The sequence below is a fragment of the Streptomyces sp. NPDC057137 genome (assembly GCF_042670825.1).
Classification (GTDB): Bacteria; Actinomycetota; Actinomycetes; order Streptomycetales; family Streptomycetaceae; genus Streptomyces.
The window spans coordinates 18,267-41,849 of the sequence record NZ_JBHUUW010000067.1; the positions used below are offsets into that span (position 1 = coordinate 18,267).

The 23,583-nt window shown below is 68.8% G+C and carries 22 protein-coding genes and 1 riboswitch; of the genes, 7 read left to right on the plus strand and 15 right to left on the minus strand.

Features of this window, described 5'->3' with window-relative positions:
- Positions 1–178: 178 nt before the first annotated feature.
- From ACFT9I_RS33640 to ACFT9I_RS33650, 3 genes are all read right to left on the minus strand, one after another.
- Positions 179–1,204: an NlpC/P60 family protein gene (locus tag ACFT9I_RS33640; RefSeq protein ID WP_382570767.1), complete on the minus strand. Its 1,026-nt coding sequence runs from the start codon at positions 1,202–1,204 to the stop codon at positions 179–181.
- A 338-nt stretch (positions 1,205–1,542) separates the two neighbouring features.
- On the minus strand, positions 1,543–2,904 hold the full coding sequence (locus ACFT9I_RS33645; protein WP_382570770.1) for an NYN domain-containing protein: 1,362 nt from the start codon (positions 2,902–2,904) through the stop codon (positions 1,543–1,545).
- Between the two features lie 35 nt (positions 2,905–2,939).
- The gene (locus ACFT9I_RS33650) at positions 2,940–3,182 is read right to left on the minus strand and encodes a hypothetical protein (RefSeq protein ID WP_354607100.1); all 243 of its coding nucleotides are present in this window, start codon (positions 3,180–3,182) and stop codon (positions 2,940–2,942) included.
- Positions 3,183–3,382: 200 nt separating this feature from the next.
- Here ACFT9I_RS33650 and ACFT9I_RS33655 point away from each other — a divergent pair, with 200 nt between their 5' ends.
- On the plus strand, positions 3,383–4,093 hold the full coding sequence (locus ACFT9I_RS33655) for a rhomboid family intramembrane serine protease (protein WP_382570773.1): 711 nt from the start codon (positions 3,383–3,385) through the stop codon (positions 4,091–4,093).
- Entirely contained in the window at positions 4,090–4,371 is a 282-nt protein-coding gene (locus tag ACFT9I_RS33660; protein WP_382570776.1) for an Lrp/AsnC family transcriptional regulator, read from the plus strand. Before ACFT9I_RS33655 ends, ACFT9I_RS33660 begins: the two co-directional genes overlap by 4 nt.
- A gap of 10 nt (positions 4,372–4,381) precedes the next feature.
- On the opposite strand, the gene ACFT9I_RS33665 is transcribed toward ACFT9I_RS33660, so the two are convergent.
- The 6 genes from ACFT9I_RS33665 to ACFT9I_RS33690 all read right to left on the minus strand — a co-directional run bounded on the left by ACFT9I_RS33665 (position 4,382) and on the right by ACFT9I_RS33690 (position 11,749).
- Positions 4,382–5,749, minus strand: coding sequence for an aminotransferase class V-fold PLP-dependent enzyme (locus tag ACFT9I_RS33665; protein WP_382570778.1), 1,368 nt, complete (start codon positions 5,747–5,749; stop codon positions 4,382–4,384).
- A 253-nt stretch (positions 5,750–6,002) separates the two neighbouring features.
- Positions 6,003–6,120: riboswitch (SAM riboswitch) on the minus strand.
- Between the two features lie 177 nt (positions 6,121–6,297).
- On the minus strand, positions 6,298–7,365 hold the full coding sequence (gene trpD, locus ACFT9I_RS33670) for an anthranilate phosphoribosyltransferase (RefSeq protein WP_382570781.1): 1,068 nt from the start codon (positions 7,363–7,365) through the stop codon (positions 6,298–6,300).
- Between the two features lie 202 nt (positions 7,366–7,567).
- Positions 7,568–9,196, minus strand: a complete 1,629-nt coding sequence (locus tag ACFT9I_RS33675; RefSeq protein ID WP_382570783.1) for a cytochrome bc complex cytochrome b subunit — start codon at positions 9,194–9,196, stop codon at positions 7,568–7,570.
- Entirely contained in the window at positions 9,193–10,245 is a 1,053-nt protein-coding gene (locus ACFT9I_RS33680; protein ID WP_382570786.1) for a Rieske 2Fe-2S domain-containing protein, read from the minus strand. The genes ACFT9I_RS33675 and ACFT9I_RS33680 overlap by 4 nt, the downstream gene beginning before the upstream one ends.
- A complete protein-coding gene (locus tag ACFT9I_RS33685; protein ID WP_382570788.1) occupies positions 10,242–11,051 on the minus strand; it encodes a c-type cytochrome in 810 nt (269 codons plus the stop codon). The genes ACFT9I_RS33680 and ACFT9I_RS33685 overlap by 4 nt, the downstream gene beginning before the upstream one ends.
- Before the next feature lie 77 nt (positions 11,052–11,128).
- Positions 11,129–11,749, minus strand: coding sequence for a heme-copper oxidase subunit III (locus ACFT9I_RS33690; RefSeq protein WP_382570790.1), 621 nt, complete (start codon positions 11,747–11,749; stop codon positions 11,129–11,131).
- Positions 11,750–11,970: 221 nt separating this feature from the next.
- Here ACFT9I_RS33690 and ACFT9I_RS33695 point away from each other — a divergent pair, with 221 nt between their 5' ends.
- Entirely contained in the window at positions 11,971–12,372 is a 402-nt protein-coding gene (locus ACFT9I_RS33695) for a hypothetical protein (protein ID WP_382570792.1), read from the plus strand.
- 32 nt (positions 12,373–12,404) lie between these two features.
- Here ACFT9I_RS33695 and ACFT9I_RS33700 read toward each other — a convergent pair whose 3' ends face one another.
- From ACFT9I_RS33700 to coxB, 4 genes are all read right to left on the minus strand, one after another.
- Positions 12,405–13,658: an Ig-like domain-containing protein gene (locus ACFT9I_RS33700; RefSeq protein ID WP_382570794.1), complete on the minus strand. Its 1,254-nt coding sequence runs from the start codon at positions 13,656–13,658 to the stop codon at positions 12,405–12,407.
- A 129-nt stretch (positions 13,659–13,787) separates the two neighbouring features.
- The gene (locus ACFT9I_RS33705) at positions 13,788–14,186 is read right to left on the minus strand and encodes a cytochrome c oxidase subunit 4 (RefSeq protein WP_382570797.1); all 399 of its coding nucleotides are present in this window, start codon (positions 14,184–14,186) and stop codon (positions 13,788–13,790) included.
- Positions 14,183–15,922, minus strand: coding sequence for a cytochrome c oxidase subunit I (ctaD, locus tag ACFT9I_RS33710; protein WP_382570800.1), 1,740 nt, complete (start codon positions 15,920–15,922; stop codon positions 14,183–14,185). The genes ACFT9I_RS33705 and ctaD overlap by 4 nt, the downstream gene beginning before the upstream one ends.
- Entirely contained in the window at positions 15,919–16,881 is a 963-nt protein-coding gene (coxB, locus tag ACFT9I_RS33715; protein WP_382570802.1) for a cytochrome c oxidase subunit II, read from the minus strand. The genes ctaD and coxB overlap by 4 nt, the downstream gene beginning before the upstream one ends.
- A gap of 279 nt (positions 16,882–17,160) precedes the next feature.
- Between coxB and ACFT9I_RS33720 the strand changes: the two genes are divergently transcribed.
- Complete coding sequence (locus ACFT9I_RS33720; protein WP_382570804.1) at positions 17,161–18,546, plus strand: cysteine desulfurase/sulfurtransferase TusA family protein; 1,386 nt, start codon at positions 17,161–17,163, stop codon at positions 18,544–18,546.
- Between the two features lie 83 nt (positions 18,547–18,629).
- Here the strand turns inward: ACFT9I_RS33720 and ACFT9I_RS33725 are convergent, their stop codons facing one another.
- Positions 18,630–19,604: a carbohydrate kinase family protein gene (locus ACFT9I_RS33725; protein ID WP_382570807.1), complete on the minus strand. Its 975-nt coding sequence runs from the start codon at positions 19,602–19,604 to the stop codon at positions 18,630–18,632.
- Positions 19,605–19,736: 132 nt separating this feature from the next.
- On the opposite strand from ACFT9I_RS33725, the gene ACFT9I_RS33730 reads away from it, so the two are divergent.
- Positions 19,737–19,949 (plus strand): hypothetical protein, encoded by a 213-nt coding sequence (locus tag ACFT9I_RS33730; protein ID WP_382570810.1) that lies wholly within the window; start codon positions 19,737–19,739, stop codon positions 19,947–19,949.
- Positions 19,950–20,034: 85 nt separating this feature from the next.
- The gene (locus ACFT9I_RS33735) at positions 20,035–21,537 is read left to right on the plus strand and encodes a hypothetical protein (RefSeq protein ID WP_382570813.1); all 1,503 of its coding nucleotides are present in this window, start codon (positions 20,035–20,037) and stop codon (positions 21,535–21,537) included.
- 119 nt (positions 21,538–21,656) lie between these two features.
- Here the strand turns inward: ACFT9I_RS33735 and ACFT9I_RS33740 are convergent, their stop codons facing one another.
- The gene (locus ACFT9I_RS33740; protein ID WP_023542295.1) at positions 21,657–22,013 is read right to left on the minus strand and encodes an iron-sulfur cluster assembly accessory protein; all 357 of its coding nucleotides are present in this window, start codon (positions 22,011–22,013) and stop codon (positions 21,657–21,659) included.
- A 342-nt stretch (positions 22,014–22,355) separates the two neighbouring features.
- Here ACFT9I_RS33740 and nadA point away from each other — a divergent pair, with 342 nt between their 5' ends.
- On the plus strand, positions 22,356–23,543 hold the full coding sequence (gene nadA, locus ACFT9I_RS33745) for a quinolinate synthase NadA (RefSeq protein WP_382570816.1): 1,188 nt from the start codon (positions 22,356–22,358) through the stop codon (positions 23,541–23,543).
- Positions 23,544–23,583: the final 40 nt, after the last annotated feature.

A 23,583-nucleotide genomic window follows, 5' to 3' on the forward strand; every position in this document is an offset into this window, starting at 1 on the left:
CACAGACAGTGATGCCCCGCCGGAGACCACAGGTCACCGGCGGGGCGTGCGTCAGCGGGAGTAACCGGAGTTCGCCCGAACGGGCGGTCGCGGTCGTGTCCGTGAAGGGGCCGTATGTATGCGGCGTAGTGGGGTCGTACGTGCAGGCCGTCGTAAATCCGCAGCCCGCGCGGTCGCGTCAGACGCGGACGCCGAACTGGAAGCTGCCGGCCCACTCCATGGATTCGTACCGCACCACGGTGCCCGGCTTGGGGGCGTGGATGACCTGGCCGTTGCCGACGTACAGCGCGACATGGCTCAGACCGCTGAAGAAGACGAGGTCGCCGGGGGCGAGTTCGCCGCGGCCGATCTTCACGCCGTCGTTGACCTGGGTGTACGTGGTCCTGGTGAGGCTCACGCCCGCCTGGGCGTAGGCCCACTGGGTCAGCCCGGAGCAGTCGTAGGAGTTGGGTCCCTCGGCACCGGATATGTACGGCTTGCCCAGCTGGGTCTTGGCGGCGGCCAGCGCGGCGGCGGCCATGCCCGAAGAGGCCGTCTCGTTGCCGAGGTTGACGCGCTCGTTGCCACGGGCCGCGCGCTTCGCGTCGTCGGCCTGGATCTGCGCGCGCTCCTGGGCGGTCAGCGTGTTGAGAAGCTTGTTCGCCGCGTTGAGCTTGGTCTGGACGTCCTTCTTCTTCTTGGCCAGCTCCGTGCGCGTGTCGGAGAGGTCCTTCAGCTTGAGGGTCGCCTCCTTGCGCTGCTGCGCGAGGGTCCGCTGCTTGGCCTGGATCTTCTCCAGCGCGCTGACCTGCTTGCTGCCCATCTGGTCGAGCACGGAGGCCTTGTCCAGATAGTCGTCAGGGTCGGCGGAGAGGAAGAGCTGGAGGGCGGGGTCGATGCCACCGGTGCGGTACTGGGCGCTGGCCATCGAACCGAGGCCGGTACGGAGCTCGTTGAGCTCCTCCTGGCCACGGGCGACCTTGTCCTGCATCGCCTCGACCTGCTTCTCGAGCTTCTTTTCCTTCTCCTCGGCGCCGCTGTGCGCCTCGGTCGAGGCCTCGGCCTCGTGGTAGAGCTTGTCGACCTTTTCCTTGACGTCTTCCTTGGTCGGCTTCGGATCGGCCTGCGCGGCCTGGGACGTCAGGGCGACAGCTGCGGCTGCGGTCGCGGTGAGCACGGTCACGCGGGCGCGGCTCGGCTGCTTGGGACGACGGTGGGACGCCACGAAGGCGAGCTCCTTCTTCCTCGAGCCGCCTACCGGGTGTGGGGAGCGAGTCCCCGGCTCCATGCGGTCCAGTTCTCCCGGCGGGGCCGGGAATCCGGTACTACCGGACTGAACTACACGAATTCGGCGGTTCCTTCGCCGCCACCCCGGATGGGTGATCAACCGCGCGAAGGTTCGAGGCCTGACCCTAGTGACCTTCTTGTGATCAGTTCAAATCCTGAAGGGAAAAAATTTCGCCTCGGAGTGGTTTCTTCACATACATCGCACGGACAGTGATGAACAATTGACGCTGTGGTGCGACATGGTATGACCAAATGCCGCATTGGACACAGGAGTTACTAGACGCGCGAAAGCCGCTTCAGCAACAAGGCGGACGCGACGGGGCGCGCGCCGGCCCGCGCCACTCCGTCGGCGACCTCACGGTCGGTGGAGACGACCACCACCGGACGCCCCGGCGGCTCCGCCCGGACGAGCTGACGGATCAGCTCGTCCGCCGTCACACCCGGCTTGGAGAACAGCACCCGCACCCCGCGCGGCGGCGCGAGCAGTACGGGGGCGGCCAGTTCGGCCCCGTCGAAGACACATGTCATCTCGGCGCCGGACTGCGCCGCGAGCATCGCGAGCCCGCCGAGCAGCCGCAGCCGCTGCTTCTCCAACGGCATCGTCGGATAGCCGGTCTTGGTGACGTTGTAGCCGTCGACGACCAGATGCGCCTGCGGCAGCGCCAGCAACTGGTCCAGCAGCGCGGGGTCCATGTCCGACAGCGCGCGGGCCGCGACGTCCTTGGGAGACATCCGGCCGGGCTCCACGGCGTCGACCAGATCGGCGGGGTGCGCGGCGGCCGGCGGCAGCGCCAGCTCGCGCCGCAGCCCCTGCGCCGACTCCAGGACGGTGTCCAGCAGCAGCCGTAGCCGCATGTCCTCCACCGAGCGCCCCTCACGGGCGGCCCGGCGCCCCGCCTCCACGGCCGCCTCCGCCTCCGCGAGCCGGGCCTTGAGGCGCCGTGACTCGCTCACCGCCGCGGACAGCTGGGTCGCGGCCTCCGCGCGGGCCGTCTCGATCTCGGCGGCCGTACGGCGCAGGGCGGCCTCACCGCGCTTCACGTCGCTCAGTGCGCTGCGCAGCTTGCGGTGCGTGGACTCGGCCTCCCTGCGGGCGGCGTCCAGCTCCGTACGGAGGCGCTCCGTCTCGCTCTTCGTCGAGGCGCGGGCCAGCGTCAGTTCCTCGCGCAGCCGCTCCAGCTCGCGGCGGTTCTCCTCGTCGACACGCTCGGCGTCGGCACGCTGGACCTCCTCGCCCGCTGCGGCCACCAGCTTCACCCAGCCGACGGGGCGCAGGACATAGGCCGCCGCCGCCACGTCGACGGGATCGGCGGCCGGGGGCGGCGATCCCGATTCGACCGCGGCGGCCAGCTCGGGGTCCGCCTGGCCGAACCGCTCACCGATCCGCTGCCGGAACAGCGGGTCGCTCTCCAGGGCGGCGGCCATCGCGTTGCCCGCGAACCGGGCGCGTCTGGTCGGCGTGAAGCGCGCGTACTGTCGTAGCTGGGCGGGCAGTTCGGTGACGGTCAGACCGCCGAAGGCGTCCGAGACCAGCGCCACGACCCGGCGCCGTACTCCCTCGGGCAGCGGCCTGTCGAGCGCCTCGGCGTCGCCGCCGGCCGCACCGGCCGGCTCAGCGCCACTTGCGGGCTGCTCCACGATCCGTCACCCCACTACCCTTTCGGGCGGCTCCCTCAGGAACCGGCGCCCGGCCTGTCAACCAGTTCGATCTGATCCACCGCGTTGCACCAGCGGCAGCGGACGGACTCGATGGTCTCACTGACCACGTCGCGCTCCTCGACCTTCGACTGCCCGGCCAGGTCCAGATGGACGTACTCCACCACCTTGGACGAGCGCGTCACGTCGAACCGGGTGAGATTGCCGCACAGCGTGCAGCGCCACCGGGTGGCGTCGGTCGGCAAGGGAACCGTCGTCATCGTGCCGTCCTCGTTTCGTCGAGCCCTGATGTCCTGATGTCCTGAATTCCTGCGGCCTTGAGGTCGAGCCTGCCGTGCCGTGACCCCGGTGTGGCGCCGAACCGGGGAAGTACGCGCCCGTAACCCTACGGCCTCCCGCGTACCCCATGTCGCGGCGAGGCGGTCTGTGCCTGTCTGTCCGCGTACGGGATGATCCATGGATGATCAATTGGCGCGCGGCGGCCGGAGCGCCGGTGGTGACCTACGGTCTGATCGGCCTGTGCGCTCTGGCCTTCCTGACCGGTCCGCTCTCGGGGTTCAATCCCGCGTACGGGACGGGCGACACCCTGCTCGCCGCGCAGAGCGCGTACTTCGAACGCTGGGGGGTGATTCCCGACCAGCTGATGAGCGGTGACTCCCACGCGCTCCTCACCCCTCTCACCGCGCTGTTCGTCCACGGCAGCTGGCTCCATCTGCTGGGCAACCTGCTCTTCCTCTACGTCTTCGGGGCGATGGCCGAGGAGCGGATGGGACGAGTGCGGTTCACCCTCTTCTATCTCGTCTGCGGATATCTCGCGCTGCTCGCCTACGCGGTGGCGAACGCGGACTCCGACCAGACCCTGGTGGGCGCGTCGGGCGCGATCTCCGGTGTGCTCGGCGCCTTCCTCTGTCTCTTTCCCCGCGCGCGCGTCACCAGCCTCTTCCCGTTCCTTTTCTTCCTGCCGCTGCGCTTCCCCGCCTGGATCGTCCTGATCTTCTGGTTCGTCCTGCAGTGGCTGGCGGCCCGGAACGCCGAGCCGGGCCCCGGCGTCGCGTATCTGGCGCATCTGGTGGGCTTCGCCCTCGGCTTCGTCGGCGCCTGGGGGCTCTTCCGGCGTACGGCTAGAGTGAAGCCCCGTCCCGTGGCCACCGAGGGAGAACGTCAACCGTGATCACCGCGATCGTGCTCATCAAGACCAGCGTCGACCGGATCCCCGAGATCGCCGAGTCCATCGCGGGACTGGAGAGCGTCAGCGAGGTCTTCTCCGTCACCGGCACCTACGATCTGATCGCCATGGTGCGGGTCCCCAGGCACGACGATCTGGCGGACGTCATCCCCGGCAGCATCAGCAAGATCCCGGGCGTCGAGGCCACGGACACGCACGTGGCGTTCCGTACGTACTCCCAGCACGACCTGGAAGCCGCCTTCGCCATCGGCCTCGACGCCTGAGCGTTCTTCTTCAGCCGCGGTCGGGGACGCAACGGCCGTCCTCGGTGCGGTAGTTCCAGCGGGCGCCGTCCCGGACGAGTTCCCCGACCGCGCCGATGAAGCGGGCCACGTGCTCGTCCGGCGTGCCGGCCCCGAAGCTGACCCGGATCGCGTTCAGCGACTTCTCACCGGGACCGGCGTCCGGCGCGCCGCACTCCCCCGGGTCCCCGGCGTCGCCGCCCAGCAGGGTCCTGACCAGCGGGTGGGCGCAGAACAGTCCGTCCCGTACGCCGATGCCGTACTCCGCCGAGAGCGCGGCGGCGAAGTGGGAGCTGTTCCAGCCGTCCACGACGAAGGAGATGACACCCACCCGGGGCGCGTCGTCGCCGAACAGCGAGAGCACCCGCACCTCGGGCACCTCCGCGAGCCCCTCGCGCACCCGGGCCACCAGTTCCTGCTCACGCTCCACGAGCCGGTCGAAGCCCGCCTCGGTGAGCGCCTTGCAGGCCGAGGCGATCGCGTACACACCGATGACATTCGGCGATCCGGCCTCGTGCCGGGCCGCGGTGGTGTGCCACTCGACGTCCACACCGCCGTCGCCGCGGCGCGCGACCTTGCGGCTGGCGCCACCACCGGCGAGGTACGGCTCCGACTCCCGCAGCCAGTCGGCGCGGCCCGCGAGCACGCCGGAGCCGAACGGCGCGTACAGCTTGTGCCCGGAGAAGGCCACCCAGTCCACGTCCAGCTCCGCGATGTCCACGGGGTGGTGCGGGGCGAGCTGCGCGGCGTCGAGGACGATGCGCGCGCCGTGGGCGTGCGCGGTGGCGGCCAGTTCACGCACGGGCCACAGCTCGCCGGTGACGTTGGAGGCGCCGGTGACACACACCAGGGCGGGGTCCTTCGGGTCGTGTCCGGCGAGGGCGCGCTCCAGCGTGTCGACGGCCTCGTCGGGGGTGCGCGGCGCGTTCAGGTAGCTGACGCGGGCGTCGCGCCAGGGCAGCAGCGACGCGTGGTGCTCGGTCTCGAAGACGAACACCTCGCAGTCCGCGGGCAGCACGGCGGCCAGCAGGTTGAGCGAGTCGGTGGTGGACCGGGTGAAGACGACCTGGTCGTCCTCGCGACAGCCGAGGAAGTCGGCGACGGTGCGGCGGCTGTTCTCGAAGAGGTCGGTGGAGAGCTGCGAGAGGTACCCGGCGCCGCGGTGGACGCTGCCGTAGTACGGGGCGTAGGCGGCGACGTCGTCCCAGACACGCTGCAGGGCGGGGGCGCTGGCCGCGTAGTCGAGGGCCGCGTAGGTGACTTCGCCGCCGGTGACGAGGGGGACGGTGACATCGCGTCCGAGGACGGGCAGCGGCTGGTCGGTGGTGGTGTGGCTGAGGGCGTCGATGGGTGCGGACATGGCGGTATCTCCCGGCAGGACGAGGCGGAAACGGCATCAGGACCCGACAGGCGGACGCGTCGTCGTGACGGCGGATGCCGTGACGGCGCGGGACGCACTGCGGGGGTGGCGCTCACTGAAGAGGGCTCGGGCCCTTGTCTCCGGCGCGGGACGCACCGGAAGGGCCGAAGGCCCTATCGCATTCGCTTGCTCACGAGACTGCTCCCTTGAGGACCAGGACCCCAGGGATGACGACATCCGAACGATGTCCAGGGGTCCGCGCTTGCCGCAGACCTCGCTGCCTACGGCCTGGTCTTCACCCGGGGCACCCCGCCACGGACGGAGGGTTGCCGGACAGCGGGCCGGGGCCGTAGTCGCTGTCACTCATGACCTGGGGTGAGATTACCCCACCCGTGCGCGACGGCCCAGACGGCGTCCGCGATACGGGACACGCCGCGGTGCGCGGCTCATGGGCCGCGCCTGTCCTCGATCGCCGGACGGGCGCGATCGAGCCCGTCCGGCGGTCGAGGACGAACCGGCCACCGGCCGTCCTCGGCCGGCGCCTGCCACTACGCGTTGCTCGCCGCCACCCAGCGCTCCAGCGCCTGCTTCGCCGCGCCCGAGTCCACCGCTGCCGCCGCCCGCGCGAATCCCGCCGCGAGCTGGTCGTTCAGTGTGCCGTCGGCCGGCTCCAGCGCCACCAGCGCCGCCGCCGCGTTCAGCAGGACCGCGTCCCGTACGGGGCCGGTCTCACCGGCCAGCAGCCGGCGCGCGACGTCCGCGTTGTACGACGCGTCCGCGCCCCGCAGGGCCTCGACCGGAACCAGCTCCAGGCCGATGTCCCTGGGGTCGAAGGCCTGCTCCGTGACCTGGCCGTCCCGAACCACCCATACGTGTGAAGTGGCGGTCGTGGTCAGCTCGTCCAGACCGTCGTCACCGCGGAAGACGAGCGAGGAGTTGCCCCGCTCGGCGAGCACACCGGCCACGATCGGCGCCATCCGGAGGTCCGCCACGCCGACCGCCTGGGCGCGGACCCGCGCCGGGTTGGTGAGCGGTCCCAGGATGTTGAACGTGGTCTGCGCGCCCAGCTCCTTGCGGGCCTTGGCCGCGTACCGCAGCGCCGGGTGGAACTTCACCGCGAAGCAGAACGTGATGCCCGCCTCCTCGGCGACCTCCACGACCCGCTGCGGCGTCAGCTCCAGATTGACGCCGAGCTTCTCCAGCACGTCGGAGGCACCACTCGCGGACGACGACGCGCGGCTGCCGTGCTTGACGACCTTGCCGCCCGCCCCGGCCACGACGATCGCGGCCATCGTGGAGATGTTGACGGTCTTGGCGAGATCGCCGCCGGTGCCGACGACGTCGACCGTGGCGCCGGGCACCTCGATGGTCTTGGCGTGCTCGTACATCGCGCGTACGAGTCCCGAGACCTCGTCCACGGTCTCGCCCTTGGCGCGCAGCGCGACGGCGAAACCCGCGATCTGTACGTCGGTGGCCTCGCCGCTCATGATGCGGTCCATGGCCCAGGCCGTGGCCCCGGCGTCGAGATCCTGGCCGCGCAGCAGCGAGTTCAGTACACCCGGCCAGGAACGAGCCGCCAGGGTGTCGCCTCCGGCCGGTGCAACAGCGCTGCTCATGCTCGCTCCTGGGGATCTGTGGACGGGTGCACGGCCTTCTGACCCGTGCTGCCAGGCGCCAGCCTATCGGCGTCGACCGCGATCCAAGACCCGCTGACCGAACTGCGGACAGCCGGGCCGCCGGAGCCGTACCCGGGACGTACGAAGGCCCCGGCCCGGTCCCCCGAAGGGAGCCGGGCCGGGGCCCACGTACATCAGGTGATCAGTGGTGGCCGTGGCCGCTCGTGATCTCCTTGTACTCCTCGGCCGTCGGCTTGGGAATCTGGTTTCCCTCGCCGTAGTAGCCCTTGTTCAGCTTGACCCGCAGCTTCTCCACCGGAGAGGTCTTGCGCTCGACACCGTTCTCGTCGACAGTCGGCCCGATCTCGGCCGGCTTGTACTGCTCGTGAGCGGTGAGCGAGTGCAGCTCTCCCTGGCTCAGCGGCTGGTGGACCTCCACGAACTCACCGTGCGGCAGCCGCTTGATCATGCCGGACTCGCGTCCGTGCAGCACCTTCTCGGCGTCGCGGCGCTGAAGTCCCAGACAGAACCGCTTGGTGATCACGAACGCGACGACCGGGCCGACGAAGACCGCGATCCTGACGAACCAGGTGATCGTGTTGATCGACAGATGGAAGTGGGTGGCCCAGATGTCGTTTCCGCCGCCGACGAGCAGGACGAAGTACACGGTCAGCCACGCCACACCGAAGGCGGTCCGGGTCGGCGCGTTGCGCGGCCGGTCCAGGATGTGGTGCTCGCGCTTGTCGCCGGTGACCCAGGACTCCACGAACGGGTAGACCGCGAGGATCACCAGGACCAACGGGAAGACCGTGAACGGGATGAACACGCCCAGTGCGAGCGTATGACCCCAGAGGTTGATCTCCCAGCCGGGCATCACTCGGATCAGACCCTCGGAGAAGCCCAGATACCAGTCCGGCTGTGCTCCGGTGGAGACCATGTCCGGGCGGTACGGGCCGATGGCCCACACCGGGTTGATCGTGGCGATGGCCGAGATGATCGTGATGACACCGAAGACCAGGAAGAAGAAGCCGCCGGCCTTGGCCATGTAGATCGGCAGGAACGGCGCGCCGACCACGTTGTTGTTGGTCTTGCCGGGACCGGCGAACTGCGTGTGCTTGTGGTAGAAGACCAGGATCAGGTGCGCCACCACGAGCCCGAGCATGATGCCCGGAAGAAGCAGGATGTGGATGGAGTAGAACCGCGCCACGATGTCATGGCCGGGGAACTCCCCGCCGAACAGGAACATCGAGATGTACGTGCCCACGATCGGGATGGCCAGGATCGCGCCCTGCGCGAAGCGCACACCGGTGCCGGACAGCAGGTCGTCCGGCAGTGAGTACCCGGTGAGTCCGGTGAGCAGTGCCAGGAAGAACAGCAGGAACCCGAACACCCAGTTGATCTCACGGGGCTTGCGGAACGCGCCCGTGAAGAAGACGCGCATCATGTGCACGAACATCGCGGCCACGAAGATCAGCGCGCCCCAGTGGTGGATCTGCCGGATCAGCAGACCACCGCGGACGTCGAAGCTGATGTCCAGCGTCGAGGCGTACGCCTCGGTCATCCGGACACCCTGCATCGGCACGTAACTGCCGTCGTACACGACCTCGTTCATGCTCGGGTGGAAGAACAGCGTCAGATACACACCCGTGAGGATGATGACGACGAAACTCCACAGGGCGATCTCGCCCAGCATGAACGACCAGTGGTCCGGAAAGACCTTCCGCACCATGCCCTTGGCCGCGCCGTAGATCCCGAGGCGACCGTCCGCCCAGTCGGCGACCCGCTCTCCCGCGGGTGCCTGGCGGCTCTTTTCGTCAGACGCAGTACTCATCCGCGCTCCCAGAAGGACGGACCGACGGGCTCGTCGAAATCGCCGAGCGCGTAGAGGTAACCCTCTTCGTTCACACCGATCCGCAGTTGCGGAAGCGCGTGACCGGCCGGGCCGAAGATGACGCGGGCGCCGTCGGAGAGGTCGAAGGTGGACTGGTGGCACGGGCAGAGCACGTGGTGCGTCTGCTGCTCATACAGGCTGATGGGACAGCCGACATGGGTGCAGATCTTGGAGTACGCGACGATGCCCTCGTGCGACCACTCGAGTTCGCGCTTGTCCTTGATGTCCTCGGGCTGAATGCGAACGATCATGAGAGCCGCCTTGGCGATCTCATTGTTGAAGTTCTCGTTGTGGTCGTCCAGCCCCTCGGGCTGGGCGAAGGTCAGCGACCCCACGGTGACGTCCTCGGGACGCAGCGGCTCGCTCGTGTTCTGGTTGATGAGCATCAAGCCCTTCTTCCAGAACGTCTTGCGGAGCTTGTCCTCGGGCAGCGGACCGAGGTCGCGCAGCAGGACCACGCCGGAGAGCGGCACCAGGGCCAGCGCGCCGAACATCGTGTTGCGGATCAGCTTGCGCCTCCCGAAGCCGGACTCCGCGGAGCCGAGGAGGAAGTCCTCCTTCGCCTTCGCGGCGACCTCGGGGGTGGCCTCGATCGGATGACGCTCCTGGACGATCTCCACGTCGCTCATCAGGGTGCGCGCCCAGTGGACCGCGCCCGCGCCGATGGCGAAGAGGGCGACTCCGAGCGTCAGCCCCAGCGAGAAGTTGAGCGCGCTCACATGACCGAACGGCCAGATGTACACGATCTTCTCGATGGGGAACGCGACGAACGAGGCGATGAAGCCGATCGTGGCCAGCATCGACAGCGTGAAGAACCCCGCCACCGTGCGTTCCGAGCGCTTGGCCGCCCGCTCGTCGATGTCCTGGATACGCGGCCGGTGGGCCGGCATGCCGGGGTTGGCGAACGGGTCGTCGGCACGCTCGACCTCGGCGTGCGCGGGTTCCTGCTCAGCCGGCAGGTTCTCGTCTGAAATCCGGTTGCTACTCATGAATTCTTGGCCTTAGCGGTGTGCGCCGCGGTCCAGATGGCGACTGCGATCAGCAGGCCCAGACCGATGATCCAGGAGAACAGGCCCTCACTGACGGGGCCGATGCCACCGAGCTTGAGACCGCCGGGGTTCGACGACTCGTCACCGTTCACGTCCTCGATGTACTTGATGATCTCCCGCTTCTGCTCCTCGGGCATCGTCGAGTCGGGGAACGAGGGCATGTTCTGCGGACCGGTCAGCATCGCCTCGTACAGGTGCTTGTTGGATACCCCTTCAAGCCCCGGCGCGTACTTGCCGTTCGTCAGCGCGCCGCCCTCACCACCGAAGTTGTGGCACTGGGCGCAGTTCGAACGGAACAGTTCACCGCCCTTGGCGGAGTCCGCGCCTTCCGGGTTGTACTGCTCGGCGGTCGGGATGGAGGGACCGGGGCCGAGCGAGGCGACGTACGCCGCGAGTTGGTCGATCTCCTTCTGGTCGTAAATGACCTTTTTCTTGGGTACCTGCGGGCCGGGCTGCTGCGCCGGCATCCGGCCGGTGCCGACCTGGAAGTCCACGGCGGCGGCGCCGACGCCGGTCAGCGACGGGCCGTCGGAGGTGCCCTGACCACCGACGCCGTGGCAGCTCGCGCAGCCAACGGCGTACAGCTTCTTGCCCTCGTCGATGGCGAGGGACTGGGCGGTGTCGTCTGCCTGTGCCTTGCCCGCGGGCGCGAACGCGGCGTACAGCCCCCCGGTGGCCGCCAGCGCGAGGAGTAGGACGACGACCGCCGCCAACGGATGGCGTCGTCGTGCGGAGAGCTTTTTCACGGATTACCCCGGTGTCAGGATCTTCTGCGTCGGTGCTTCTGGACGGTGTGTGCAAGCGCGTCGGGCGCTGTGGCCCGCTACTTGATCAGGTAGATCGTGGCGAAGAGGCCGATCCAGACGACATCGACGAAGTGCCAGTAATAGGACACGACGATGGCGGCGGTTGCCTGCTCGTGGGTGAACCTCTTGGCCGCGTACGTTCTGCCGAGAACCAGCAGGAAGGCGATCAGACCGCCTGTCACGTGCAGACCATGGAAGCCGGTGGTCAGATAGAACGCGGAGCCGTAAGCGTCGGACGAGAGCGAGAGGCCCTCGTGCTTGACGAGCTCCGTGTACTCGAAGATCTGACCGCCGATGAAGACCGCACCCATCACGAACGTGATCGTGAACCACGAGCGGAGCTTCTTCACGTCGCCCCGCTCGGCGGCGAAGACGCCGAGCTGGCAGGTGAGTGAGGAGAGCACCAGGATCGTGGTGTTCACCGCGGAGAACGGGATGTTCAGCGAATCGGCCTTCTCCGACCAGAACGCCGCCCCTGTCACCGACCGGAGGGTGAAGTACATCGCGAAGAGGGCCGCGAAGAACATCAGCTCGGAACTCAACCAGATGATGGTTCCGACACTGGTGAGGTTCGGCCGATTGACCGTCGGGTGCGCGTGCCCGGTTTCTACTGTCGTTGCTGTCGCCACGACCGACATTATGTCGGTCGCTTATCCCGCCCTCACTCCCGGGGGTGCCATTCGGAGTGTCAGCCACTTCGGACGGGACGCGAGCCAGGACCGAACGGCCCATCGCGGGAGGGCCGGGACCCGTGCTGACATGGTGTCCGACGGAGTAGCATCCGCGCAGCGGGTCGACGGGGCCCGGGCCCCGAAGCCCTCGCAGACGCGGATGTCACGACGGATGTCACGGAGGAACAATGCAGCCGACCGCCACGGTCCTGATCTACAGCGACAACGCGAACACCCGCGAGCAGGTGCGGACGGCAGCGGGCCGCAGGCCGGCCGCCGACCTGCCGCCCGTCGAGTACATCGAGTGCGCGACGATGCACGCCGTACTGAAGGTGCTCGACAAGGGCGGCGTCGACGCGTGTGTCTTCGACGGCGAGGCCACCCCCATCGGCGGCATGGGCCTGTGCCGGCAGATCAAGGACGAGATCTTCAACTCCCCGCCCGTGCTGCTGCTGATGGGCCGCCCGCAGGACGCCTGGCTGGCCACCTGGAGCCGCGCCGAGACCGCTGTGACGCTGCCGGTGGAGCCGGTGGGCTTCCCGGAGGCGCTGGCCGCGCTGCTGCGCACCAGGCTCGCCGTGGAGGCCTGACGGCTCCACCCGGTCCGGTCACCCGGCCCGTGTCAGACCTGCGGACGGAGCCGGGCGGCTTCCACCGGGCCGCCGCCGTCCTTGGTCCCGGCGACCAGGGCGCTGCCCTGGCGCCACTTGTCCCAGTCCAGGTTCCAGTCGCCGAAGCCGTTTCCGAACGGATCCATGTCCTCGCCACCGCTGTTGACGACCTTGACGATGTCGCCCTGGCGGACGGTGTCGAAGAACCACTCGGCGTTGTCGGTGGACATGCCGACACAGCCGTGGCTGACGTTCGCCGACCCCTGTGAGCCTACGGACCACGGGGCGGCGTGCACGTACTCACCGCTCCAGGTGACGCGTGTGGCGTAGTAGACGGGCAGGTCGTACGACTCGCTGCTGCCGGCCGCGATGCCGACGCTGGTGCCGCGCATCCGTACGAACTGCTGCTTCTCCAGCACGACCTTGATGCCGTTACGGGTCGAGAAGCCGGGCTTGCCGGTGGTCACCGGGATCGTGTTGATGACCTCGCCGTTGCGCATCACCGTCATGTGGTGGGAACCGGCGTCGGCGATGGCTTCGAGCCGGTCGCCGGTGGTGATCTTGAGGGGCTTCACCGGGCCGCCGTACAGCTTGTTCCCCACCTTGATGCCGTCGAGGGTGCTGCTGACGTTGACGGTGGCGTTGGCGGGCCAGTACTCCTTGGGCCGGAAGTGCAGGGTCTTGTCGTCGACCCAGTGCCAGGAGCCCTCCGCGGCGGGGCTGGAGCGGACCTTGAGGCCCCGTTCGACGACGGCCCTGGCGTCCCTGTCCTTGACCGGCGAGCTGAGCTCCGCGGTGATGGGCTGGCCGACGCCGTACTTGCCCGCCTGCGGGCCGAACTTGACGCTCAGGTTCCGCTGCACCGAGGACGTCTCGAAAGTGAGCGTACGGCTGCCTGGAGCGCCGTCCTCGTCCTCCGTGGAGACCTTGACCGTGTAGCGGGCACCGGCGGCCAGCGGCGCCGTGGAGTGCCAGCGGCCGCCGTCGGCGGCCAGCTCGCCCGCCAGGTGGTGGCCGACGGCGTCCGTGACGGTCACGTCGGTGATCCGTCCGTCGCCACCCTTGGCGACGACTTCCAGAGGCTTGTCGGGGTTCGCCTTGGTGTCGCCCTTGGGCGCGTTGAGGGAGACCTGATCGGCTGCGTCGTAGGGCTTCCCGGACAGCGGGTGGCCGTCCGAGGCGCCACAGCCGGTCGCTACCGCCCCGAGGGACAGGACCAGCAGAGTGCAGCCGAGAACGGTGCGAAAGCGCGGCGTGTGGTTCATATGCACACGTTATGAAGAATGTCCGGTTACGGCGCGCTGTGTGACTGCAAACGAGGGGCCCGGATCCTCCTCAGGGGTGAGGGGGAGCCGGGCCCTTGTCTCGGTGACGGCTGTCCGCCGCCGTTTCGGCTACTGGTTCTGGTTCTCACCGTTGTAGTACTCGAAGACCCAGCCCCACAGGCCGACCAGGAGTACCGGGAAGGAGAAGAACAGCAGCCACCAGCCGATGGCGATGGAGAGGAACGCGAGCGCCCCGCCGATGGCCAGCGAGAGCGGCTGCCAGCTGTGCGGGGAGAAGAACCCCACATCGCCGGCCTCGTCCGCGACGTCGGCCTGCTTGTTGTCCTGCGCCATCGCGTCGACCCGCCGGGCCGTGAAGGCCAGGTAGAAGCCGATCATGAGGCTCAGACCGAACGCCAGGAAGAGCGCGGTGGTGCCGACGGGCTCCTTCGACCACACGCCGTACACACCGGCGACAACGAGGATGAAGAGGCTCAGCCAGAGGAACATCCAGCCTTGGACCTTCACTTGCCGACCTTCTTTCCACCGAGCAGAGCGGCGTCCTTCTGTCCGTCGTTCTCAAGGTGTTCGAGCGCCGCGATCTCCGGGTGGTGCAGGTCGAACGCCGGGGATTCGGAGCGGATCCTCGGCAGTGTGAGGAAGTTGTGCCGGGGCGGCGGGCAGGAAGTCGCCCATTCGAGTGAACGCCCGTAGCCCCACGGGTCGTCCACCTCGACCTTCTTCCCGTACTTGGCGGTCTTCCAGACGTTGTAGAAGAACGGCAGGACCGACATGCCCAGCAGGAACGAGCTGATCGTGGAGATGGTGTTCAGCGCGGTGAAGCCGTCGGCCGCGAGGTAGTCCGCGTACCGCCGTGGCATGCCTTCCGCTCCCAGCCAGTGCTGCACCAGGAACGTGCCGTGGAAGCCGATGAACAGCGTCCAGAAGGTGATCTTCCCGAGCCGTTCGTCCAGCATCTTGCCCGTCATCTTCGGCCACCAGAAGTGGAAGCCGGCGAACATCGCGAACACCACCGTGCCGAAGACGACGTAGTGGAAGTGCGCGACGACGAAGTACGAGTCGGAGACGTGGAAGTCCATCGGCGGCGAGGCCAGGATGACGCCCGTCAGACCACCGAAGGTGAAGGTGACCAGGAAGCCGATGGTCCAGAGCATCGGTGTCTCGAAGGACAACGAGCCTTTCCACATCGTGCCGATCCAGTTGAAGAACTTCACACCCGTTGGTACCGCGATCAGGAACGTCATGAAGGAGAAGAACGGTAGGAGTACGCCGCCCGTCACATACATGTGGTGCGCCCAGACCGTCACCGACAGGCCGGCGATGGCGATCGTCGCGCCGATGAGCCCGATGTAGCCGAACATCGGCTTCCGGCTGAACACCGGAATGATCTCGGAAATGATCCCGAAGAAGGGCAAGGCGATGATGTACACCTCTGGATGCCCGAAGAACCAGAACAGGTGTTGCCACAGCAACGCGCCGCCGTTGGCGGCGTCGAAGATGTGCGCACCGAATTTCCGGTCGGCCTCCAGGGCGAGGAGCGCGGCGGCCAGCACCGGGAAGGCGAGCAGGACCAGCACACCGGTCAGGAGCACGTTCCAGCAGAAGATCGGCATCCGGAACATCGTCATGCCGGGCGCGCGCATGCAGATGATCGTGGTGATGAAGTTGACCGAGCCGAGGATCGTGCCGAAGCCGGAGAGGGCCAGACCCATGATCCACAGGTCGGCGCCGATGCCCGGTGAACGGACCGCGTCCGACAGCGGGGAGTACGCGAACCAGCCGAAGTCCGCCGCGCCCTGCGGGGTGATGAAACCGCCCACCGCGATGAGCGAGCCGAACAGATAGAGCCAGTAGGCGAACATGTTCAGCCGCGGGAACGCCACATCGGGCGCGCCGATCTGCAGCGGCATGATCCAGTTCGCGAAACCGGCGAACAGCGGCGTCGCGAACATCAGCAGCATGATCGTGCCGTGCATCGTGAACGCCTGGTTGAACTGCTCGTTCGACATGATCTGCGTGCCGGGACGGGCCAGCTCGGCGCGCATGAAGAGCGCGAGCACACCACCGATGCAGAAGAAGACGAACGACGTGACCAGGTAGAGCGTGCCGATCGTCTTGTGATCGGTGGTGGTCAGCCACTTGATGACGACAGCGCCGGGCTGCTTGCGCCGTACCGGCAACTCGTTCGCGTACGAGTCGTCAGTTGCTACGGCGGCACCCTTGGGTTCGTTGAGGATGCTCACAGTTGTTTCTTCTCCGCATTCCTGGCCGGGTCCGTCAGCTCGATGCCCGACGGGATGTAGCCGGTCTGCCCCTTGTCGGCCAGCTCCTTCAAGTGCTGCTGGTAACGCTCCGGGGAGACGACCTTGACGTTGAAGAGCATCCGGGAGTGGTCCACACCGCACAGTTCGGCGCACTTGCCCATGAAGGTGCCCTCCCGGTTGGGAGTCACCTCGAAGGCGTTGGTGTGACCCGGGATGACGTCCTGCTTCATCAGGAACGGCACGACCCAGAAGGAGTGGATGACGTCACGTGACGTGAGGACGAACCGGACCTTCTCCCCCTTCGGCAGCCACAGGGTCGGACCCGGGTTGCCGTTCTGGGGATTCTTGGTGCCCGGGATTCCGGCGTCGTAGACGCCTTCGGCACCGGCGGGGAAGTCGTCCTGGAACTTCTGGGGGATGTCGCCGAGTTCCTTGGGAACCTCGGCGCCGGTGGAGGTCTCGCCGTCCACGTTCTCGACGTAGTTGAAGCCCCAGCTCCACTGGTAGCCGACCACGTTCACGGTGTGGGCCGGCTTGTCCTCAAGAGAGAGGAGCTTCGACTCGTCACGCGCGGTGAAGTAGAAGAGCACCGAGACGATGATGAGCGGAACGACCGTGTACAGGGCCTCGATGGGCATGTTGTAACGGGTCTGTGGAGGTACCTCCACCTTGGTGCGGGTCCGCCGGTGGAAGATGACACTCCACACGATCAGCCCCCACACCAGGATGCCCGTGATGAGCGCTGCCGCCCACGAGCCCTGCCAGAGGGAGAGGATTCTGGGGGCCTCCTCGGTCACCGGTGTGGGCATTCCGAGGCGGGGGAAATCCCTGTATGTGCAACCGGTGGCGGTCGCGAGGATCAGGCCCGCAGTCAGCACCTGCGGCAGCTTCCGCCGCATCGGGCGCCGCGACGAGCGGTCGGAGCCGTTGGGACTCACGTAGCGCCTTCCCGAGAGTCTCGCCCGCACAGCCGGCTGCGGCCGTCACGGTCGGTCGCCGGCCCTGACGCGGGCAGGGGTTTGGATGTTTATGCGGACCAAACCCTACTGGACGCAATTTGGGGTCGCGCATGGAGGGTGCCCAACGCGCCGTCCGGCACCCCGAAGGGGTGGAATGACCGGCTCCGGGGCGCTTCTGACGGCCCCTCCAGACGGCGCGAACGTCTTGGCCGACCGGGGCGCGGTCTCGGTAGGGAGGGCAAGGATTAGCGTGGCGGCGTGGCCTACTTCGACTCCGCGTCCTCCGCCCCGCTGCACCCCGTCGCACACCAGGCCCTGCAAGCCGCCCTGGACGAGGGCTGGGCCGATCCGGGCAGGCTGTACCGGGAGGGGCGGCGGGCCAGGCTGCTGCTGGACGCCGCGCGCGAGGCCGCGGCGGAGGCGGTGGGCTGCCGCCCCGACGAACTTGTCTTCACTCCTTCGGGGACGTACGCGGTCCATTCGGGAATGGCCGGATCGCTCGCGGGCCGTCGGCGTGTCGGCGGCCATGTGGTGGTCTCGGCGGTCGAGCACTCGTCGGTGCTTCACGCCGCGCACACGCGGGTCACCGACGGGGCCGACGCGGCCGTGACGGAGGTTCCGGTGGACCGTACGGGGGCGGTGTCCCCGGAGACGTACGCGGCGGCCCTGCGCCCCGACACGGCGCTGGCCTGCCTCCAGTCGGCCAACCACGAGGTCGGCACGGTGCAGCCGGTCGCGGCCGTCGCCGAGGCGTGCCGGGCGGCCGGGGTGCCGCTGCTGGTGGACGCCGCGCAGTCGCTGGGGTGGGGGCCGGTGGACGGGGCGTGGTCGCTGCTGACGGCGAGCGCGCACAAGTGGGGCGGGCCCGCCGGGGTGGGGCTGCTCGCCGTACGCAAGGGGGTCCGGTTCGCGCCCCAAGGCCCGGTGGACGAGCGGGAGTCGGGGCGCGTACCCGGTTTCGAGAACCTGCCGGCGATCGTCGCCGCCGCCGCGTCGCTGCGCGCCGTACGGGGCGAGGCCGAGGCCGAGGCGGCCAGGCTGCGCGTGCTGGTGGACCGGATCAGGGCGCGGGTGCCGGAACTGGTCCCCGATGTCGAGGTGGTGGGCGATCCGGTGCGCCGCCTCCCCCATCTCGTCACCTTCTCCTGTCTCTATGTCGACGGGGAGACTCTGCTGCACGAGCTGGACCGGGCCGACTTCTCCGTGTCGTCGGGCTCCTCGTGCACGAGCAGCACGCTGACGCCGAGCCATGTGCTGCGGGCGATGGGGGTGCTCTCGGAGGGCAACGTCCGGGTGTCGCTGCCGTCCGGTACGGCCGAGGCGGAGGTGGACCGGTTCCTGGAGGTGCTGCCGGGGCTGGTGGCGGGTGTACGGGAACGGCTCGGCGCGCCGGCGGCGCCCGGCGGCGGGGTCGCGGCGCCGGACGTGGCGGAGTCACTCGTCGTGGACGCGCTCGGCAAGCTGTGCCCGATCCCGGTGATCGAGCTGGCGAAGGTGATCGGGGACGTGCCGGTGGGGGGCACGGTGACCGTCCTGTCCGACGACGAGGCCGCCCGGCTGGACATCCCGGCCTGGTGCGAGATGCGCGGCCACGAGTACGGCGGCCGGAGCGGCACCGCGTTCCTGGTGCGCCGCCTCGTCTGAGCCTCAACTGCCGTTGGCCGGAAGGCGCGTGCCGCCCGCGGAGAGGTCCCCGGGAGCGGCACGCGCCGACAAGCACAAGGCTCCTACTCCAGGTGCGTACGGACCTCGTTGGCCGCCTCGTGGCCGTACGCCTTGGTGAAGCGGTCCATGAAGTTGTTCCGGCGCAGCGTGTACTCCTGGGTGCCCACCGTCTCGATGACCAGGGTCGCGACCATGCAGCCGACCTGCGCGGCCCGCTCCAGTCCCACACCCCACGCCAGACCCGACAGGAAGCCGGCGCGGAAGGCGTCGCCGACGCCGGTCGGGTCGAGCTTGGCCGTCTCCTCCGCGCAGCCGACCTCGATCGGGTCGCCGCCGACGCGCTCGATGCGCACGCCGCGCGAGCCGAGGGTGGTGACCCGGTGGCCGACCCTGGCCAGGATCTCGGCGTCGGTCCAGCCGGTCTTGGACTCGATGAGCCCCTTCTCGTACTCGTTGGAGAAGAGGTACGTCGCGCCGTCGAGCAGCAGCCTGATCTCGTCGCCGTCCATCCGCGCGATCTGCTGCGAGAAGTCCGCGGCGAACGGGATGGACCGGGTGCGGCACTCCTCGGTGTGGCGAAGCATCGCCTCCGGGTCGTCGGCGCCGATCAGGACCAGGTCGAGGCCGCCGACGCGGTCGGCGACCGACTTCAGTTCGATCTGCCGCGCCTCGCTCATGGCGCCGCTGTAGAAGGAGCCGATCTGGTTGTGGTCGGCGTCCGTCGTACAGACGAAGCGCGCGGTGTGCAGCACCTCGGAGACCCGGACGGACCCGGTGTCGACACCGTGGCGGTCGAGCCAGGCGCGGTACTCCGCGAAGTCGGATCCGACGGCGCCGACCAGGATCGGCGCGGTGCCGAGCTGGCCCATACCGAAGCAGATGTTGGCTCCGACACCGCCCCGGCGTACGTCGAGGTTGTCGACGAGGAAGGAAAGCGAGACCGTGTGCAGCTGGTCCCCGACCAACTGGTCGGCGAAGCGACCGGGGAAGGTCATGAGGTGGTCAGTGGCGATGGAGCCGGTGACTGCGATTCTCACGGCGTGACTGCTCCTGTGGAGGAGAACGGTTGACACCTCACGGTATCGGTTCGGCGTCCCGGGGCCTCCAAACGGCAGAACTACCCGATAGTAGGGCTTTTCTCCCGACCCCTCCGTGCTTACGGTGCGTATATGAGGAACAACGTCGTCCCCCGTGAGCGCGCCGTACGTGAGTCCGAGACCAGCCTGGCCGACCTGCGCGGTGACTGCGCGCGGATGGCGCCGGACTGGGTGAAGCCGGCCGCCGCCGCTCCCGCCCCCGTCCCTCCGTCGCTGATCCATGGCATCACGGTCCCGGCGGCCTCGGCCCGGCTGATCGACGGCATGGCCGAATACGGCGACTGACGGTCGCGGGGAACCGAGCGCTCCTGCCGCCCGTCTCACCGGTGTCCCGGCCACGGCGGGGCCGATCCGGCCGAAGGAGCAGACGGTGACCAGTACCGAACGACCCCAGGACAGCGACGACGAACGCGACGACGAACGAGGCGCGGTGCGCTCCGGGTTGCGGCGTTCCCCGCTCGCGATCGTGTCGGTGGCGGCGGCCGTCCTCATCGTGGGCGGCGGCGGTGCCTACTTCGCCACGGCTTCGTCGGACGGCGGCGATGGCTCGAAATCGACCGCGCGCGGCGGCGATCCGGCTCCGCCGCCGCTGACGCTCGGCAGCGGCGAGGCGGGCGGGCCCGGCATCGCGCCGGGTGAGCCGAGCCCGTACGGCGTCGAGTACCGCGCGACCGGCACGCTGCCCGAGGGGCCCGACTCCGCCGCCGTACATCTCCCCGAGGGATCGGTCGCCGCGGCCGACGTGGCACGGCTCGCCGAGGCCCTCGGGGTGGCCGGTACGCCGGAACTCTCCGGTACGGCCTGGAAGGTCGGGGCCCAGAAGGACGGTTCGGGCCCGCTGCTCAGTGTCGACAAGCAGGCGCCCGGGACCTGGACGTTCGGCCGTTACGGTTCCTCGCCCGGCGGCGACAACTGCCTGAAGGGCAAGGAGTGCCCGAGCGGCGGCGGGGGCGGCGTCAACCCCGTCGTACCGGAGAGCGGGGCCGGTCCGGTGAGCGAGCAGGCCGCGAAGAAGGCCGCCGCGCCCGTGCTGAAGGCGCTGGGCCAGCAGGACGCGGCCCTCGACGCGGGCCAACTGATGGGCGCCGTACGGGTGGTGAACGCCGCGCCGGTGATCGGCGGGCTGCCGACGTACGGCTGGTCGACCGGTATCCAGATCGGCGCGGACGGCCAAGTGGTGGCCGGCAGCGGGAAGTTGAAGGCCCCCGCGAAGGGGGCCGAGTATCCGGTGGTGGGCGCGGCCGAGGCGCTGAAGCTGCTCAACGAGGCGTCGAACGCCCCGGCCACGAGCGGGATCGGTGGCTGCGCGTCCGCGGTGCCGCACAAGGACGGGCCGGAGCCCGCGACCCCGTGCGGGCCCAAGGGCAAGGGCGCGGAGCCGGCGAAGCCCACGCCGGTGCCGGTGGGCGAGGCGGTCTTCGGGCTGGCGTCGCAGCAGGTGGACGGGCGGGCCGCGCTCGTACCGTCGTGGTGGTTCGAGGTGACGGCCGCCGGGGACGGACCGACGTCGACCGTCACCCGGACGGCGGTGCTTCCCGAGTATCTGACCCAGGGTGGCGAGACGCCCCCCACCGAGCAGCCCGGGACCCCTCAGGACCCCCAGGAGAACAAGGGGTCGCCGATCGACACCTACACCGCCGACGGCAGCACGTTGAGCGTGCGCTTCACGGGCGGCGTGTGCGGCGAGTACTCCCTGCGGGCCGACGAGAGCGGGTCCACGGTGCGGGTGGAGGTGGTCGACTCCGCCCCCAAGGGCGGTGTGTGCATCGCGATGGCCAAGGTCTTCACCGAGAAGGTGACGCTGGACCGGCCGCTCGGGGACCGGAAGGTCCTGGACGCGGTCACGGGCGATGCCGTGCCGCTGCGGAAGTAGCCCGGAAGTACCGGAGGTAACGGCGCACGCGAAAGGCGGCGGTCCCTGGTCGAGGGGCCGCCGCCTTTCACTGTCCCGTCACGGGGCGTACGACTCGTGAGCCGAACCGCGATCAGCGATCAGCTGAAGGAGTCGCCGCAGGCGCAGGAACCGGAGGCGTTGGGGTTGTCGATCGTGAAGCCCTGCTTCTCGATCGTGTCGACGAAGTCGATCGAGGCGCCGCCCAGATACGGGGCGCTCATCCGGTCGGTGACGACCTTGACGCCGCCGAAGTCCTTCACGACGTCGCCGTCCAGCGAGCGCTCGTCGAAGAACAGCTGGTAACGGAGACCGGAACAGCCGCCGGGCTGGACCGCGACGCGCAGCGCGAGGTCGTCCCTGCCTTCCTGGTCGAGCAGGGCCTTGACCTTGCCCGCGGCGGCGTCGGACAGGAGGATGCCGTCGCTCACGGTGGTGGTCTCGTCCGATACGGACATCTGCTTCTCTCCCGGGGTGGGGCCTCCCCGCCGGAGGCAGGGGAAGTACGGACTCATTGCCGACAGCTACAACCAGCACAGCCGCGGATTCATTCCGGGCCCCGCCGCTCGCCTCGTCTGCCGTTCTTCTGTCGCTCTTCTGTCGTGCTGTGTTCGTGCTGTGTCGTGCTCGGTCGTTCTCTCTTCATGCTCGCACACCCGCCTCAGGAGCGGCACGGGTCACGCTCCCGGGAATGCGTCACATCGACGCTATCGACATCGTCAAAGTGACGTGAAGCGGTTATGATTGATAACGTCAATTAGACGAAAAGGCTCCTCCGCAGAGAAGAAAGGGTGCGTGACGTGACCACGGCCCAAGCCCGTCAGGATCTCGCAGTCCAGCCGACGCCCCTCGCACTGCTCCTGCTCGGCCGCGAGGCCGACACCCGCAGCGAGCGCGGCGTGGAGTGCCCCGGCGACCTGCCGTCGCCGTCCGACCCGGATCTGGTCGCACGCGCCCGTGCGGCGAAGGAGAAGCTCGGGGAGAAGGTCTTCATCCTCGGCCACCACTACCAGCGCGACGAGGTCATCCAGTTCGCCGACGTGACCGGGGACTCGTTCAAGCTCGCCAAGGACGCGGCCGCGCGCCCCGGGGCGGAGTACATCGTCTTCTGCGGCGTCCACTTCATGGCCGAGTCGGCGGACATCCTGACGACCGACGACCAGAAGGTCGTCCTGCCGGATCTGGCCGCGGGCTGCTCCATGGCGGACATGGCGACGGCCGAACAGGTCGCCGAGTGCTGGGACGTGCTGACCGACGCCGGCATAGCCGAGCGGGTCGTCCCCGTCTCGTACATGAACTCCTCCGCCGACATCAAGGCCTTCACCGGCAAGCACGGCGGCACCATCTGCACCTCGTCCAACGCCGAGCGCGCCCTCAACTGGGCCTTCGAGCAGGGCGAGCAGGTCCTCTTCCTGCCCGACCAGCACCTGGGGCGCAACACGGCCGTACGGGACCTGGGGCTGTCGCTGGAGGACTGCGTCCTCTACAACCCGCACAAGCCGAACGGCGGTCTGACGGCCGAGGAGCTGCGGAACGCGAAGATGATCCTGTGGCGCGGCCACTGCTCCGTGCACGGCCGCTTCTCGCTGGACTCGGTGAACGACGTCCGCGAGCGGGTCCCCGGCGTGAACGTGCTGGTCCACCCGGAGTGCAAGCACGAGGTGGTCTCCGCGGCCGACTACGTGGGCTCGACGGAGTACATCATCAAGATGCTGGAGGAGGCGCCGTCCGGCTCGAAGTGGGCGATCGGCACCGAGCTGAATCTGGTGCAGCGGCTGGCGAACCGATTCGCCGCCGACGACAAGGAGATCGTCTTCCTCGACAAGACGGTGTGCTTCTGCTCGACGATGAACCGCATCGACCTGCCGCACCTGGTGTGGGCGCTCGAATCGCTCGCCGAGGGCAAGGAGATCAACCGGATCCAGGTCGAGAAGGAGACGGCGGACTTCGCCCAGTTGGCGCTGGAGCGGATGCTGGCGCTGCCGTAACGCACAGGGACGAAGGTGAGGGGCGCCCGCCATTGGCGGG